This window comes from Ruminococcus sp. OM06-36AC (assembly GCF_003438725.1).
GTDB lineage: Bacteria > Bacillota > Clostridia > Oscillospirales > Ruminococcaceae > Ruminococcus_C > Ruminococcus_C callidus.
Map to the genome: position 1 here is coordinate 133,885 of NZ_QSTT01000005.1, position 15,063 is coordinate 148,947.

At 51.6% G+C, this 15,063-nt stretch carries 12 protein-coding genes; 1 reads left to right on the plus strand and 11 read right to left on the minus strand.

Features of this window, described 5'->3' with window-relative positions; genetic code table 11:
- Window positions 1–117 precede the first annotated feature (117 nt).
- The 11 genes from DXB92_RS06310 to fumC all read right to left on the minus strand — a co-directional run bounded on the left by DXB92_RS06310 (window position 118) and on the right by fumC (window position 13,261).
- On the minus strand, window positions 118–2,727 hold the full coding sequence (locus DXB92_RS06310) for a cation-translocating P-type ATPase (RefSeq protein WP_117733220.1): 2,610 nt from the start codon (window positions 2,725–2,727) through the stop codon (window positions 118–120).
- A gap of 329 nt (window positions 2,728–3,056) precedes the next feature.
- Window positions 3,057–4,658: an FAD-dependent oxidoreductase gene (locus DXB92_RS06315; RefSeq protein WP_117733222.1), complete on the minus strand. Its 1,602-nt coding sequence runs from the start codon at window positions 4,656–4,658 to the stop codon at window positions 3,057–3,059.
- 14 nt (window positions 4,659–4,672) lie between these two features.
- On the minus strand, window positions 4,673–5,347 hold the full coding sequence (locus DXB92_RS06320; RefSeq protein WP_021681308.1) for a 4Fe-4S dicluster domain-containing protein: 675 nt from the start codon (window positions 5,345–5,347) through the stop codon (window positions 4,673–4,675).
- Between the two features lie 18 nt (window positions 5,348–5,365).
- A complete protein-coding gene (locus tag DXB92_RS06325) occupies window positions 5,366–6,226 on the minus strand; it encodes an FAD/NAD(P)-binding protein (protein WP_117733224.1) in 861 nt (286 codons plus the stop codon).
- Complete coding sequence (locus tag DXB92_RS06330) at window positions 6,223–7,257, minus strand: 4Fe-4S dicluster domain-containing protein (RefSeq protein ID WP_117733226.1); 1,035 nt, start codon at window positions 7,255–7,257, stop codon at window positions 6,223–6,225. The genes DXB92_RS06325 and DXB92_RS06330 overlap by 4 nt, the downstream gene beginning before the upstream one ends.
- A complete protein-coding gene (locus DXB92_RS06335) occupies window positions 7,257–8,231 on the minus strand; it encodes a 4Fe-4S dicluster domain-containing protein (protein ID WP_021681311.1) in 975 nt (324 codons plus the stop codon). Before DXB92_RS06335 ends, DXB92_RS06330 begins: the two co-directional genes overlap by 1 nt.
- Complete coding sequence (locus DXB92_RS06340; protein ID WP_021681312.1) at window positions 8,216–8,656, minus strand: hydrogenase iron-sulfur subunit; 441 nt, start codon at window positions 8,654–8,656, stop codon at window positions 8,216–8,218. Before DXB92_RS06340 ends, DXB92_RS06335 begins: the two co-directional genes overlap by 16 nt.
- Window positions 8,647–10,647 (minus strand): CoB--CoM heterodisulfide reductase iron-sulfur subunit A family protein, encoded by a 2,001-nt coding sequence (locus DXB92_RS06345; protein WP_021681313.1) that lies wholly within the window; start codon window positions 10,645–10,647, stop codon window positions 8,647–8,649. Before DXB92_RS06345 ends, DXB92_RS06340 begins: the two co-directional genes overlap by 10 nt.
- 12 nt (window positions 10,648–10,659) lie before the next feature.
- Complete coding sequence (locus DXB92_RS06350) at window positions 10,660–11,040, minus strand: 4Fe-4S dicluster domain-containing protein (protein WP_021681314.1); 381 nt, start codon at window positions 11,038–11,040, stop codon at window positions 10,660–10,662.
- 12 nt (window positions 11,041–11,052) lie between these two features.
- A complete protein-coding gene (locus tag DXB92_RS06355; RefSeq protein ID WP_117733228.1) occupies window positions 11,053–11,835 on the minus strand; it encodes a CoB--CoM heterodisulfide reductase iron-sulfur subunit B family protein in 783 nt (260 codons plus the stop codon).
- Between the two features lie 49 nt (window positions 11,836–11,884).
- Entirely contained in the window at window positions 11,885–13,261 is a 1,377-nt protein-coding gene (gene fumC / locus DXB92_RS06360) for a class II fumarate hydratase (protein ID WP_040646939.1), read from the minus strand.
- 887 nt (window positions 13,262–14,148) lie between these two features.
- Between fumC and DXB92_RS06365 the strand changes: the two genes are divergently transcribed.
- The gene (locus DXB92_RS06365) at window positions 14,149–14,787 is read left to right on the plus strand and encodes a S24 family peptidase (RefSeq protein ID WP_040646940.1); all 639 of its coding nucleotides are present in this window, start codon (window positions 14,149–14,151) and stop codon (window positions 14,785–14,787) included.
- The last annotated feature ends 276 nt before the right edge of the window (window positions 14,788–15,063 follow it).

Below are 15,063 nucleotides of genomic sequence, written 5' to 3' on the forward strand. Positions count from 1 at the left end.
AGGAAACACGGAACAAAAATCCCTGCTCCGGATCATACCGGAACAGGGATTCTTTTCTGTCTGTAGGATACAGGATTTTTTAGGGCAATACCGCACAAAGCTTGTGCAATGCTGCCTTTACTTGGATTTCTTTACAGCTGCAACAATCGCCTTTACGATCTGTACCAGAATCATAGAGCCAAAGCTGAAACCATAAATTGCACCGATCAGCACACCGGACATGCCGTTTTCGATCTGGAACAATCCATGCAGTGCCGGAATCCACAGCACAGCATTAATGAGCACCATGCCTGCCGCAAACGCCAGAATCGCAAACGGATTATTCCACAGACGCTTGGAAAAGATCACCGGCTTCTCTGCCTTGCAGCTGAAACCGTGGAACAGACGTGCCATGCACAGTGTGGCAAATGCCATGGTCATAGCTGCACCGGCATTGTGTGCTCCCTGATAGAAATAGCCCAGCAGGAACGCACCAATGGTGGCAATGCTGATAATCACGCCGGAATAGCCCACCTTTGCCAGAAAGTCCTTGGTAAGGATCGACTCATTCGCCGGACGAGGCTTTCTCTTCATCACGTCATCGGAATGGGGTTCCAGTCCCAGTGCAATTGCCGGCAGAGAGTCTGTCAGCAGATTGATAAACAGCAGGTGGATCGGAGCAAAAGGCACCGGCAGCCCTGCCAGCGAGCAGAACAGCACTGTAATGATACCCGCCAGATTGCCGGACAGCAGGAACAGAATTGCCTTCTTGATGTTCTCGTAGATATTTCTGCCATTCTTCACTGCCTTGACAATGGTGGCGAAATTGTCGTCCGTCAGAATCATTGCCGCAGCGTCCTTGGAAACCTCTGTACCGGTGATGCCCATTGCCACGCCTACATCAGCCTGTTTCAGTGCCGGTGCATCGTTAACACCGTCACCGGTCATGGCAACGATATTGCCACGCTTCTGCCATGCACGGACAATGCGAATCTTATGCTCCGGTGTCACACGGGCATAAACCGATTTGTCTGCCACAAAGTCCACCAGCTGCTCGTCAGTGTAAGCGTCCAGTGCCGCACCCTCTACAGCTTCTTCCGGCTTTTCCAGAATGCCGATCTCCTTGGCGATCGCCGAGGCGGTGACAATGTGGTCACCGGTGATCATTACCGGCTTGATTCCGGCAGATCTGCACTCTGCAACTGCCTGTTTGGATTCCTCACGGGGCGGGTCCATTTCGGCAATCAGTCCCAGATAGGTCAGGTCGTTTTCGTCCTCAACGCTCAGCGTATCACCGGAAAACGGCTTTGACGCAAAACAGAGTACACGCAGACCTTGTTTCGACAATTCTTCCACCTGTTCCACAATTTCCTGCTTCTCTGCATCAGAACATGTCATGCGGTTCAGCAGCACGTCTGTTGCACCCTTGGTGTACATTTTCCGCACATCACCGTGCTGGTTCAGGGTAGACATCAGCTTGCGGTCGGAGTCAAAGGGAATCTCGCTGATGCGGGCATGTTCCCCACGCATTTTCTCATCGGACAGCCCGCAGTTCTGGGCAAACCGCACCAGAGCCGTTTCCGTCGGGTCACCGATCTCGGTGCCATCCTGACATGTGGCATCACTGCACAGCACGGAAGCCAGAATCAGTTCCTGTTCCTCCGAATTTTCCGGACTGACATCTTCGGCGGCAATAATATGATCCTGCACCACGATTTTCCGGACGGTCATCTTGTTCTGTGTCAGGGTACCGGTTTTATCCGAACAAATGACGGAAACAGAACCCAGTCCCTCGACTGCCTGTAGCTTTCGCATAATGGCGTGTTCCTGCGACATCTTCTGAGTACCAAACGACAGCACGATTGTGACAATGGAACTCAACGCCTCCGGAATCGCTGCAACTGCCAGAGCAATGGCAAACATCAGGGAATCCATAACTGCACTGAAATTGATCACATCAACGCGAATCATGCTCAGCACGAACACCAGTGCACAGACGATCATGATACCGATAGAAAGCCGCTTGCCGAACTGGTCCAGTGTGATTTGCAGCGGGGTTTTCCGAGCCTCTGCGTTCTGGATCAGGGAAGCGATCTTTCCCACTTCGGTCTGCATGCCCACTTCTGTAACCACGTACGCACCGCGTCCGTAGGTGACAAATCCACCGGAATACACCATATTCTTCCGGTCTGCCAGCGGCACTTCATCTGTAATGGTGTCCAGAGATTTTTCCACATTGGTGCTTTCGCCGGTGAGGGCACTTTCGTTTGTCTGAAGTGATGCACAGTCGATCAGTCTGCCGTCCGCGGGGATCTGGTCGCCGGCTTCCAGCAGGACTACGTCACCAACAGTGATCTCCTCTGCCGGCAGGATTGCTGTCTGTCCGTCACGGAGCACCTTTGCCGTAGGCGACGACAGCTTTTTCAGATTGGAGAGCGACTTTTCCGCCTTGACAGTCTGCACCGTTCCCAGAATCGCATTCATGGTGATTACGGCGATAATGACAATGAAGCTTTCCAGATCGCCGGTAAATGCAGAGATCAGGGCGGCGATGATCAGAATAATGACCAGAAAATCCTTGAACTGTTCCAGAAAAATCAGCCACGTCGGCTTTTTTTTCGCCTCTGCAATGGCATTTTTCCCATACTGTTCCAGATGTTTCGCCGCAGTTTCCGACGATAGTCCCTCTGGACATGTGCCTAACTCCTGACAGAGTTCTTCCGGTTTCTGCCGATAATGTTCGTTCATGTACAACATTCCTTTCCTTTGTAGCATGCGGGTCGGACAGGCACGGACAGAAAAAACGGCAAGACCTTACGGAACCGACAGCTTTCCTGTCAAACGTGCTCCGTAAAAGTCTTGCCGTTTAGATATGAAGCGGGTCATTTTCTCAAACGACCGTACTGACGCCGCATAAACAGGAGAATCTCCTGCCAGCTACTCTCTTTTACTCTTATATTATACCCAACTTCATGAATCTTGTCAAGTAAAAAGAAAAAAGTTCACAAAAGAGCCGATGACACGCTTCCGCATCATCGGCTCTTTCTATATGATATTGCTGTCTGTGACAGACGTTTTTAGTCGTTTACCTTGCGGGTATAATCCGGAAGCAGCTTCGGAGAAACTTCGTCCGGCTGGATACCAGCGTCAGCCAGTTCCTTTTCGAACTTTGCAACGTGATCCAGAGTCAGCTTGCCGACTTCAACAGTCTTTGCCTTTGCAGCAGCGTACTTACCAGCGTTACGACCGAATACGATAACGTCCAGCAGAGAGTTACCCATCAGTCTGTTTTCACCGTGTACACCACCAGCAGCTTCGCCGGCAACGAACAGGTTTTCTACGCAGGTCTGGCTGTCTGTGCCAACCTTGACACCACCGTTCTGGTAGTGCAGAGTCGGATAGATCAGCATCGGCTGCTTCCGAATGTCGATGCCATACTTCAGGAACATTCTCAGCATTGCCGGAATCCGCTTTTCGATCGTGCCTTCGCCGTGAATAATGTCGATCATCGGAGCGTCCAGCCATACACCCTGACCACCGGTCGGAGTGTCTACCTGCTTGCCGCGGCGGCATTCACGAATAACGGTAGATGCGGTAACGTCACGAGTTTCCAGCGGGTTCATGAAGACTTCGCCGTCTACGTTTACCAGCTTTGCACCCAGAGAACGAACCTTTTCGGTAACCAGTGCGCCGAAGATCTGTTCCGGGAATGCAGCACCGGTCGGGTGATACTGCAGGGTGTACTGCTCACGCAGCGGAGCACCCACACGATAAGCCAGCACCAGACCGTCTGCGGTTGCACCGTAGTGGTTGGAAGTCGGGAAGCCCTGATAGTGCATTCTGCCTGCACCGCCGGTAGCAATGATAACAACCTTTGCCTTGGCGATCAGGATCTCGCCGGTTTCCATGTTCATCAGAACGGCACCGGCACAGTGACCCTTGTCGTCCATGATCAGTTCGATTGCAGAAGTGAAATCCACTACCGGAATCTTACGGTTCAGCACTTCGTCACGCAGGGTACGCATGATCTCTGCACCGGAGTAGTCCTTCGCAGCGTGCATTCTCTTACGGGAAGTACCGCCGCCGTGGGTGGTGATCATGTTGCCTTCTGCGTCCTTATCGAACTCAACGCCCAGATCCTGCAGCCATTCAATGCCCTCCGGAGCCTCGGTAACCAGCTTATAAACCAGTTCCTTGTCCGCAGCAAAGTGACCACCGCCGTAGCAGTCAAGGAAGTGCTGTGCCGGAGAATCGTTCGGCTTATCCGCAGCCTGAATGCCGCCTTCTGCCATCATGGTGTTTGCATCACCGATACGCAGCTTGGTTACGATCATAACCTTTTCGCCGGCATTGTCCGCTTCGATCGCAGCAGATGCACCAGCACCGCCGCCGCCGATGATGAGCACGTCGGTTTCATAATCCGGACAGGAAAGATCCGGCAGGTTGTCCTTCAGGCGGCTGTCAGACTGGAGCATTTTTACCAGTTCCTTCGGAGCCTTTTCGCCCTTGTTCGGACCAACAGTCAGCACGTCGAACTGATCTTCGCGATAGTCCGGGTGGTTTTCTTTCAGAACCTGATCCTTTTCCTCTGCGGTCATTCTTTTCGGTTCCATTGCAGCATTTTCTGCACGCTTTGCTTCTACCTTCTTAATGGATTCCAGCATTTCTTCCGTATACATGATACCGCACCTCCTTACTTTTCAATCTCACGATTGTTGTACTTTTCACGAATCTCCGCATCGCTCAGTGCCATATTTGCACGGATTGCTTCTTCGCACTTGCCTTCTTCGATTTCCTTGACACGATCTGCCAGATGCTGACATTTCGGTTCAATGTACTTACCGTTCAGGCGGCGAGCCAGCATTGCAACCTGCGGGTGCGAGATACCAGCCGGACAGCGGGAAGAACATACGCCGCACATAACGCAGTCGAAAGATTCTTCTGCACACTTTGCATATTCCGCACGCTGTGCATATGCGATATACTGCATAACGTTCAGACCCTGTGTACAAGCATTGGTACAAGCGTTACAGCCGATGCAGGAATAGATTTCCGGATAGTTCTTCATCATTACGGTTTCGTCCGGACGAACCTCGTTGATGTCATAGATCTCCTTGATCAGCGGGAAGAACGGCAGCTGTGTGATGTACATGCCTTCTACCACCTGTGTGGAGCATGCCAGACAGGTGTGCAGTTCTCTGTCACCCTTGATCCGGTAAATTGTTGCACAGGCACCGCAGAAACCATTTCGGCAGCCGCAGCCGCGAACCAGTTTATAGCCAGCGTATTCCAAAGCCTTCATGATGGTCAGACTGGCAGGAACCTCATACTTCTTGCCCATCACGAACACATTAACCATCTGTTCCATGTGAATTCTCCTTTACCATTAATATTCGTTCGGCAGTTCGGACAGCTCATCAAAGCGGAATACCGGACCGTCCTTGCAGACGTACTTGTCACCGATATTGCAGCGTCCGCACTTGCCGATACCGCATTTCATACGCAGTTCCATTGTGGTATAGACCTGTTCTTCTTGGAAGCCCAGTTCTTTCAGACCGTCCAGTGTGAACTTGATCATGATCGGAGGTCCGCAGATCAGAACAGTACGGTTCAGGTCCGGCTTCAGTTCCTTGACATAGTTCGGAATAAAGCCAACGTGACCGTCCCAGCCCTCCTGTTCACGGTCGATGGTCAGATCCACCTTGCAGTCCTGACTCCATTCGTCCAGAATTTCCTGATAGTCTACCAGATCGTCCTTGGAACGGGAGCCATAAATGATATGCAGAGAACCATAAGCGTCAGGATTCTCACGCTTTTTGTCACGGCAATAGTTGATGACGGAACGCAGCGGAGCCAGACCGATACCGCCGGCGATAAACAGCAGGTCCTTTCCCTTCAGACCATAGTTGCCGTTTTCCGGTGTCGGAACGGTTTCCACCGGAAAGTTCTTTCCCAGCGGACCTCTGACGGTGACTTCCTGTCCAACGTCCATCATGTGCAGCCAGCTTGTCAGACAGCCGCACTTCTTGATCGAAAATTCCATGAATTCCTTGTTTGTCGGAGAAGATGTAATGGAGAACATACCTTCGCCAATGCCCGGAATGGAAACCATCGCACACTGACCGGGCATATGCTCGAACAGTTTGTTTCCGTCCAGACCGACCACGCGGAATGTCTTGACATCGGGAGTATCCTGACGAATGTCAGTTACCACGCCGACCTTCGGAATCAATGCTTCTTGTTTCATGCGTTACCCTCCCCTAAAGTCTTCATGACCTTTACAATGTTCATGGAAATCGGGCAGCTCTTCATGCAGCGACCGCAGCCAACGCAGCCAAATACGCCGTCGTTGTTTGCCGGATAGTAAACCAGCTTATGCATGAACCGCTGACGGAAACGCTCCAGCTGTGTGGGACGCGGCTGACCGCCGGCTGTCTTGGTAAAGTCAGAGTACATACAGCTGTCCCAGCAGCGGAACCGCTGTACGCCGTGACCGGTGTCATAGTCGCGAATGTCATAGCACTGACAGGTCGGGCACACGAAAGTACAGGTGCCGCAGCCCAGACATGCTTCTGACAGGCTTGCCCACTTATCGGAACTGAACAGTTCCATCAGCTTATCTCCGCCAAAGGAGTCGGTAGAGAGGTTCTTCAGCGGCAGCTTTTCCAGAATTGCCTTGGTCTTTGCCTTGGATTCTTCCGCAGCATCGTCTGCGGCATCTTCCAGCATCGGCAGAGAAGCCAGCAGAGCCTCACCCTTTTCGGTGTTTGCCTGCATCAGCACTGCATTATCTGTCAGCCAGCAGCTGACATCACCAGCCGGTTCTGCGGCATCGATACCGAATACCGAGCAGAAGCAGGTTTCACTGGGCTTGCTGCAGGACATGGTCATTACCACGCCGTGTTCCCGACGGTTCTGATAGTAGGTATCTACCGGTTCCGACAGATACACGCTGTCCAGGATCTTGAAGCTTGCCGCATCACAGGCACGCACGCCGAAGATCACGAAGTCCTCGCACTCAGTACGAATATCATCGACTTCGATCTTCTTGCCGTTGACCTTGAAGTTGACCATGTTTTCTACCTGCGGGAAGAAAAAGTCCTTGGCACTGCGGACAGTGTTGACTGCCTCTGCAGCATACTTTGCTTCCGGTGTCCAGACGCTGTACTTTGCACCGCGTTTTTCATCGGTGCCGTCAGCAACCGGCAGATAGAGTTTCTTTGCTTCTGCGATGGCAGCGAACAAAGCGTCCAGATTTTCTCGAGATACTTTTTTCATCACTTGCTGCCTCCTTTATAAACCACATTCGGCTCGCAGTCTTCCTTGGTGAAGTTCACCAGCGGTGCACGGCTGCCTTCCTCTGCACCAGCCTGATATTCACCATAATAGGTGTTAATATCCTTGATGAACTTCCGGTTCAGCAGGTGCAGCGGAATGTGCTGCGGACATACTCTGGAGCACTCACCGCAGTCGGTACAGCGACCTGCTACGTGGAATGCACGAATAATGTGGAACATGTTTTCTTCGAAGGAGTCTGCTGCTGCCTTCTGGGAAACACCAGATGCCGGATTGTCAAAGACGCACTGTTCGCAGCTACATGCCGGACAGATGTTGCGGCAGGCGTTGCAGCGAATGCAGCGGGACAGTTCCCCACGCCAGAATGCGAATCTTTCTTCCGGTGTCATAGCCTCCAGCTTTGCGACCATATCGAAACGACCGGACTCCGGATTTTCCTCACCGTTTTCGCCCAGCATCTCATCGTAGACAACAACCTTGTGGCTCTTGCAGACTTCGCAGCGTTCCAGCAGGCAGTCCTTCTTGCTGACAGAAACTTCACCGTACATGGTTTCCGCCTTTACGGTGTCACCGTCAGTGGTGATACCCAGAATGCCTTCCGCACCGGCTTCACGTACCTTATCCGGATCCAGCTTGCCGTCACAGGGAACGCCGATGATGTAAACGTTTTCCCGCTTGATGCGGTGTTCTGTCAGCAGCTGGTTGAAGCTATAGGAATCACACGGCTTCAGGAAAACCAGTGTCTTGCCCTCCAGCTTAGACAGTTTGATCAGATACTTCGACAGATTGCTGCCGCAGAAATCGTGATATACAAAATCCTTTTCCAAAGCTTCTGCAGAATCGAACACAGCCGGTGTGGGATCATAGACAAACTCACCGTTTTTCCAGCCCAGCACACGAACAACTGTACCGTCTGCCAACAGCTCGGAGGCTCTTTTCATCATTTCGCTTTGCATCTCAGATCCTCCAGTCTTTTGTTCTCGCCCAGTGCAGTGACAGTTTCTACAAACTCATTCATGGTTGCAGCGAACTTTGCACCTTCTGCGGCGGATACCCATTCTACACGGGTACGCTCTTTCTCGATACCCAGATAATCCAGCATCGAGAACAGCAGTGTCATTCTGCGGCGGGCATAGTAGTTACCAGTGGTATAGTGGCAGTCACCCGGGTGACAGCCGCAGAGGATCACGCCGTCTGCACCACGCTGGAATGCACGCAGAATAAAGAGTGGATTGACACGGCAGGAGCAAGGTACACGAATGATCTTGACATCTGCCGGATAATTTGAACGGTTTGTACCCGCAAGGTCCGCACCTGCATAAGAACACCAGTTACAGCAGAATGCGACGATTTTCGGTTTAAATTCCTGATTTACTTGCATATTGCATCTACCTCCGCCATAATCTGACCGGTTGCGAAGCCCTTCAGATCCATTGCACCGGACGGGCATGCAACGGTACAAGCACCGCAGCCCTGACATACTGCCTCATTGACAACTGCTACGCGGCGAATCATCGAGCCGTCCTGACGGCGGCTGAAGTCCTTCTCCTCATAAGTAATTGCACCGTACGGGCAGACATTTGCACAAGACGAGCAGCCATTGCACTTCATGGGATCCGAATGGGATACGCACGGGTTGCAGGACAGCTTGTCCTTTGCCAGCAGACCGATAACCTTAGAAGCAGCGGCACCAGCCTGTGCAACGGTTTCCGGAATATCCTTCGGTCCCTGACAAACACCGGAAAGGAATACACCGGCTGTCGGGGATTCTACCGGACGCAGCTTTGCGTGAGCTTCTGTGAAGAAGTCGTTGGTATCCATGCTTGCAGTCAGCATGGTTGCCAGCGGACGGGCACTCTTGTCTGCTTCGATTGCAGCAGCCAGAACGACCATATCTGCCTTGATGTGCAGCTGTTCGTTGGAGATCAGGTCAGAAGCCTGAACATCCAGTGTGCCGTCAGACTGCGGAGCAACCTTGCCGACCATACCCTTAATATAATGTACGCCATACTGTTCTACGGCACGGCGATAGAACTCATCATAGTTCTTGCCCGGTGTACGAACGTCGATGTAGAATACATAGACATCGGTATCCGGATATTTTTCGCGGCACAGCATTGCATGCTTTGCGGTATACATACAGCAGATCTTGGAGCAGTATTCCTTACCGCAGCCATGCTGAGAACCGGATTCACGGCTGCCGACGCACTGTACGAATACCAGTGTCTTCGGCTGCTTGCCGTCGGACAGACGCTGCAAATGACCTTCTGTCGGACCGTCTGCCTTCAGGATCCGCTCGAATTCCAGAGAAGTGACAACGTCCTTGCTCTGGGAATATGCGAATTCGTCATAGCCGTCAATGTTGATCGGATTGTAACCGGTAGCGGCAACGATTGCACCGTACTTTTCTTCTACGAAAGTTTCCTTCTGCTCGTAGTCGATCGCACCGGCAGAGCAAACTGTCGAACACAGACCGCACTTGCCCTTGGTGAGCTTGATGCAGCGTGTGGAGTCCAGAACAGCAACGTTCGGGATTGCCTGTGCAAACGGGATATATGCAGCGTGACGGTTGCTCAGTCCCAGATTGTAAGCGTCCGGAATGTTCTTTACCGGACACTTTTCCGTACATGCACCGCAGCCGGTACACTTATCCTCATCGACAAAACGAGCCTTACGGCGAATCTTGACGCTGAAGTTGCCCACGAAACCGGTCACTGCTTCTACTTCACTGTAGGAGTAGATCGTGATCTTGTCGTTCTGTGCACATTCTACCATTTTCGGTGTCAGGATACAGGACGAGCAGTCCAGTGTCGGGAATGTCTTATCGATCTGTGTCATCTTACCGCCGATGGTCGGTTCCTTTTCGACGATGTCTACCGGATAGCCGGCTTCTGCAATATCCAGAGCAGTCTGGATACCTGCGATACCGCCGCCGATGACCAGAGCACGCTTGGTTACCGGACTTTCGCCGGCGATCAGCGGGGTATTCAGCAGAACCTTTGCAATTGCTGCACGTCCGAGGACGATTGCCTTTGCGGTTGCCTCCGGAATATCCTTGTGGATCCACGAGCACTGTTCACGAATATTTGCGACTTCCAGCATGTAGGGGTTCAGACCTGCTGCTGCAACAGTCTTACGGAAAGTTGCCTCATGCATACGGGGCGAACATGAACATACAACAACGCCCTCCAGCTGATACTCCTTGATCGCATCTTTGATTATGTTTTGGCCTGCCTCTGAGCACATATAGGGATAGTCGGTCGCATAAACGACTGCCGGCTCTTTTCCAAGAGTTTCAGCAACAGTTTTTACGTCGACGGTCGCCGCAATGTTCGTACCGCAGTGGCATACAAAAACACCTATTCTCCGCATTTTTATGCCTCCTTATTTGCTGTATTTCCGGAATGCACTGACGATTGCCTGCTGCGGCAAATCGTCGTCCAGCATTTCGGGAATCTGCTCCGATTTCAGGTGATTCTGTCCCTGCTGACGGATTACCGCCAGTCTGACTGCTTCCACCAGTTTTGCCGGTTCCACGTCACGCGGGCAGCGTTCTACGCAGGCAAAGCAGGACAGGCATGTATAAATGGACTTCGATGCCATCAGCTTTTCGATGTCACCTTTTTCCACCATATATACAAACTGATGCGGATGATATTCCATTGCATCATAAGACGGACAGGTACCGCTGCACTTTCCGCAACGCATACACTTCAGCGGATTCACGCCGCTGGTCGTCAGAACGAGTTCTTTCAAATCTGCCATTTTCGTTCCTCCTTATTTCAGACCGAGTGCTTCCGCCAGCAGCTCGGTAAAGTATACGACCGGCAGATCCGAAACGCCGGAATTCTTCTGGAGGTTGTACAGACAAAGCGGACATGCGGTGATCACCATTTCTGCACCGTGGTCCTTGGCACTGGTCATCACCTTGTTGCTTCTGGATTCTGCCACAGACTTTTCGTCCAGTGTCAGATAGCCGCCGCAGCATTCGTTCCGCATCGGATACAGTACCGGTGTTGCACCAATTGCACGGATAAAGTCTTCCAGAATCTTCGGATTCTCCGGATTATCCATCTGCATGGTCTTTCCCGGACGGAGCAGAAGACATCCGTAATATGCGGCGATCTTCTTGCCCTTCAGCGGATTTACCACTTTCTTTTTCAGTTCATCGAAGCCGACCTTGTCCCGCAGTACTTCCAGATAATGCAGAACTTCGGTTTCGCCCTGATACGGCTCTGCCAGCTTCAGATAATTGTTTGCTTTCAGAACAATGTTGTCATCGGTCTGCATATCATGGTTGACCTGCTTGATGACATTATGACAGGCAGAACAAAGGGTAACCAGAGGCTGTCCCAGTTCCTTTGCTTTTGCCAGTGCACGAATCGATGAGAGCTTGGTTGCGATCTCATTCTTCGCCATTGGATACACACCGCCGCAGCACTGCCAGTCCGGAAGTTCTTCCAGAGTAAAGCCCAGTGCTTCAGCAGAGATCCGAGCATAGTGATCGAGGTCTTTCGCCTTGGTCTTCAGTGTACAGCCCGGAAAATAACTGTATGTCATAGCAAAACTACCTTTCCTTCCTGTTTTTTTGCACCGAAGTGCAGACGGTTCACGCCATCTCCTCGGGATGGAATACTTCGTCGAACCGTTCAGCTGTCAGGAATCCCAGCTCTACGCAGGCTTCCTTCAGCGAGATGTTGTCATGGAACGCCTTCTTTGCAGTTTTTGCAGCATTCTCATAACCGATGTAGGGGTTCAGTGCGGTTACCAGCATCAGAGAATTGTGCAGGTTATGGTGCATCTTTTCGCGGTTTGCACAGATGCCCACTGCACAGTTCTTATTGAAGGAGACAATGGACTCTGCCAGCAGACGTGCAGACTGCAGGAAGTTATACGCACAAACCGGCATAAATACGTTCAGCTCAAAGTTACCCTGAGAAGCTGCCATGCCGACTGCCACGTCGTTGCCCATTACCTGAACAGCAACCATCGTTGCCTGTTCGCACTGTGTCGGATTGACCTTGCCCGGCATGATGGAAGAACCCGGTTCGTTTTCCGGAATGGTGATTTCACCCAGACCATCTCTCGGACCGCTTGCCAGCCAGCGAACGTCGTTGGCGATCTTCATCATATCCGCAGCCAGAGCCTTCAGGGCACCGTGTGCAAATACGATCTCATCCTTGCTGGTCAGTGCGTGGAATTTGTTGGAAGCGGTGACGAAGTCCTTGCCGGTCAGTTCAGAAACTGCCTTGGCAACTTCTACGTCAAAGCCCTCCGGTGCATTCAGACCGGTACCAACTGCGGTGCCGCCCAGTGCCAGTGTCTTCAGGTACGGCAACGCAGAAACGAGCATCTCGCGATCACGCTCGAGAGAAGTACGCCAGCCGCTGATCTCCTGCGAGAACTGGATCGGTGTTGCATCCTGCAGGTGGGTTCTGCCGCTTTTTACAATGCCCTTGTGTTCTTCTTCCAGACGGCGGAAGGTAGCCACCAATTCGTCAATTGCCGGCAGTACCTTATCCTCTACAGCCAGAACAGCAGAGATATGCATTGCAGTGGGGAATGTGTCGTTAGAAGACTGACTCATATTGACATCGTCATTCGGGTGCAGGATCTTCTTTCCGGCAACTTCATTACCGCGGTTTGCGATAACTTCGTTGGCGTTCATGTTGGACTGTGTGCCGCTGCCCGTCTGCCATACAACCAGCGGAAAATGCTCGTTCAGGCTGCCGGAGATCACTTCGTCACAGGCAGTGGAGATTGCAGAAAGCTTCTCCTCTGTCATACGCTCCGGACGGAGCTTGTGGTTTGCCATAGCGGCAGCCTTTTTCAGGATACCGAAAGCGTGTGTGATCTCGCGGGGCATGGTTTCAATGCCCACACCGATCAGAAAGTTCTCGTGGCTGCGTTCTGTCTGTGCTGCCCAGTACTTATCGGCGGGCACCTTTACTTCGCCCATCGAATCGTGTTCAATGCGATACTCCATGTTCATCTCTCCTATTTTGAAATTTTGATGATGGTGATTGTGTCTGTTTCTGCTGTACGGCAGAAACGCTTTTGTGTCCGGTAAAAAGACTGTCCTGCCCTCGGCTGCAGTCCGTCAGTTCGGGCTGCTTGTCCGCAGTCTTTCTGCGGTTCCACAGCCGGATCCCCGTGCCGATGCAATGCACCCTTTCACGGAAACATACTTTTATGACAAAACAGCCTTTCTTCGCTGTCGGAACCGCTGAAAGCGGCTCCTGATCCCGTCCTGTCCGAACGTCATTTTCACGGCGGCACGGCACAAAAAAGATCTGCTGTACAACACGGCACAGCACCGCCATAGCGAAACTGTCTGTGACAGTTCCCGACAGAAAAATCAAGGATTCTCCCCGAAAGCCGTCGCTTTTCCAGAGAAAAACTACATGATGTACTATCTATGATATTATAACATATTCCGCCTGATTTTTCAAGGGACAATCGCAAATTTTGTATGAACAAGCGGCATAACAGCCTCCGGTGTCGATTCCCGAATGGTAAAATTTCTGTCACACGACACCATTCGGGAAATTTCATGTCATTTTGCATTATACCATTTCTTTGTGAAAAAATCAACAGCTTTTGAAACACCTCATGTTTTGCAAAGTTTTTCGCGGAAATACGCTGTTTTTTTGTCATGCCCCTTTGAAAAAACTTTGTTTCCCGAAACGAGAATGTGGTTTTTCATAGTTAGTATAAGCTAACTATGATTTTACAGAAATCGCAGCCGATTTTCCGCCGGTTTGAAAAGTTGTCCGGTTTCTTCAAAAAATCTAACGAATCCCCTTGTCTTTTCCCGAAAAGCGTGGTATAATGCAGTTGTTCCGAAAAACAGAACAACGGAGGTATACCCCTATGGAAACATTCCACAACCGGCTGCAGCAGGCGATGCAGCAAAAACACATGACGCAGTCTGACTTGTGTGCCAAAACCGGCATTTCCCGTTCCACCATGAGCCAGTATTGTTCCGGCTCTTTCCGCCCGAAGGAGAGCAAGCTGCGGCTGCTGGCGAAGGCTCTCGGCGTAAAGGAAGCATGGCTGCTGGGCTATGACAGCCCCGAAGAACCGCCTGTTTCGTGGGAGGACTATCCCAATCTTCGCCCGATTCAGCTGAAACGCTTTCCGCTGCTGGGTGAGATCGCCTGCGGCGAACCGATCTTTGCACAGGAAGATCGGGAGACCTTTCTGATCGCTGATGCGGAAATTGCTGCGGACTTCTGTCTGCTGGCACGGGGCGACAGCATGATCGGGGCACGGATCTACGACGGCGATGCGGTGTTTATCCGCAGCCAGCCCATGGTGGAAAACGGCGAGATCGCGGCTGTAATCATTGACGACGAAGCCACGCTGAAACGGGTCTACTACGACAGAGAGCACGCACGCTTACAGCTGGTACCGGAAAATCCGGCATACTCTCCGCTGGTCTATGTGGGAGAAGAACTGGACAATATCCGCATACTGGGAAAAGCAGTCGGATTCATGAGTATTTTCTAAGGCAATACCGTGCAAAGTCGCCAGACGCTCTTTGTGCGGTATTGCCCTAAGGCAGCACCGTGCAAAGTTCGCCTGACAGCTTTGTGCAGTATCACCCGAAAGCAAAAACCGGCAGACAGTTGGGAAAACTGTCTGCCGGTTTGTTTTGAAATCGCTAGGGGGTGTTGACACTATAATGATATGCGAATTTTGTGAGGTGATTTTTCTCCGTTCTAGTACTTTGTAACATTTAAATATTGCATAAAATATTAATGTGTGGTATAATAGTCTTATCAC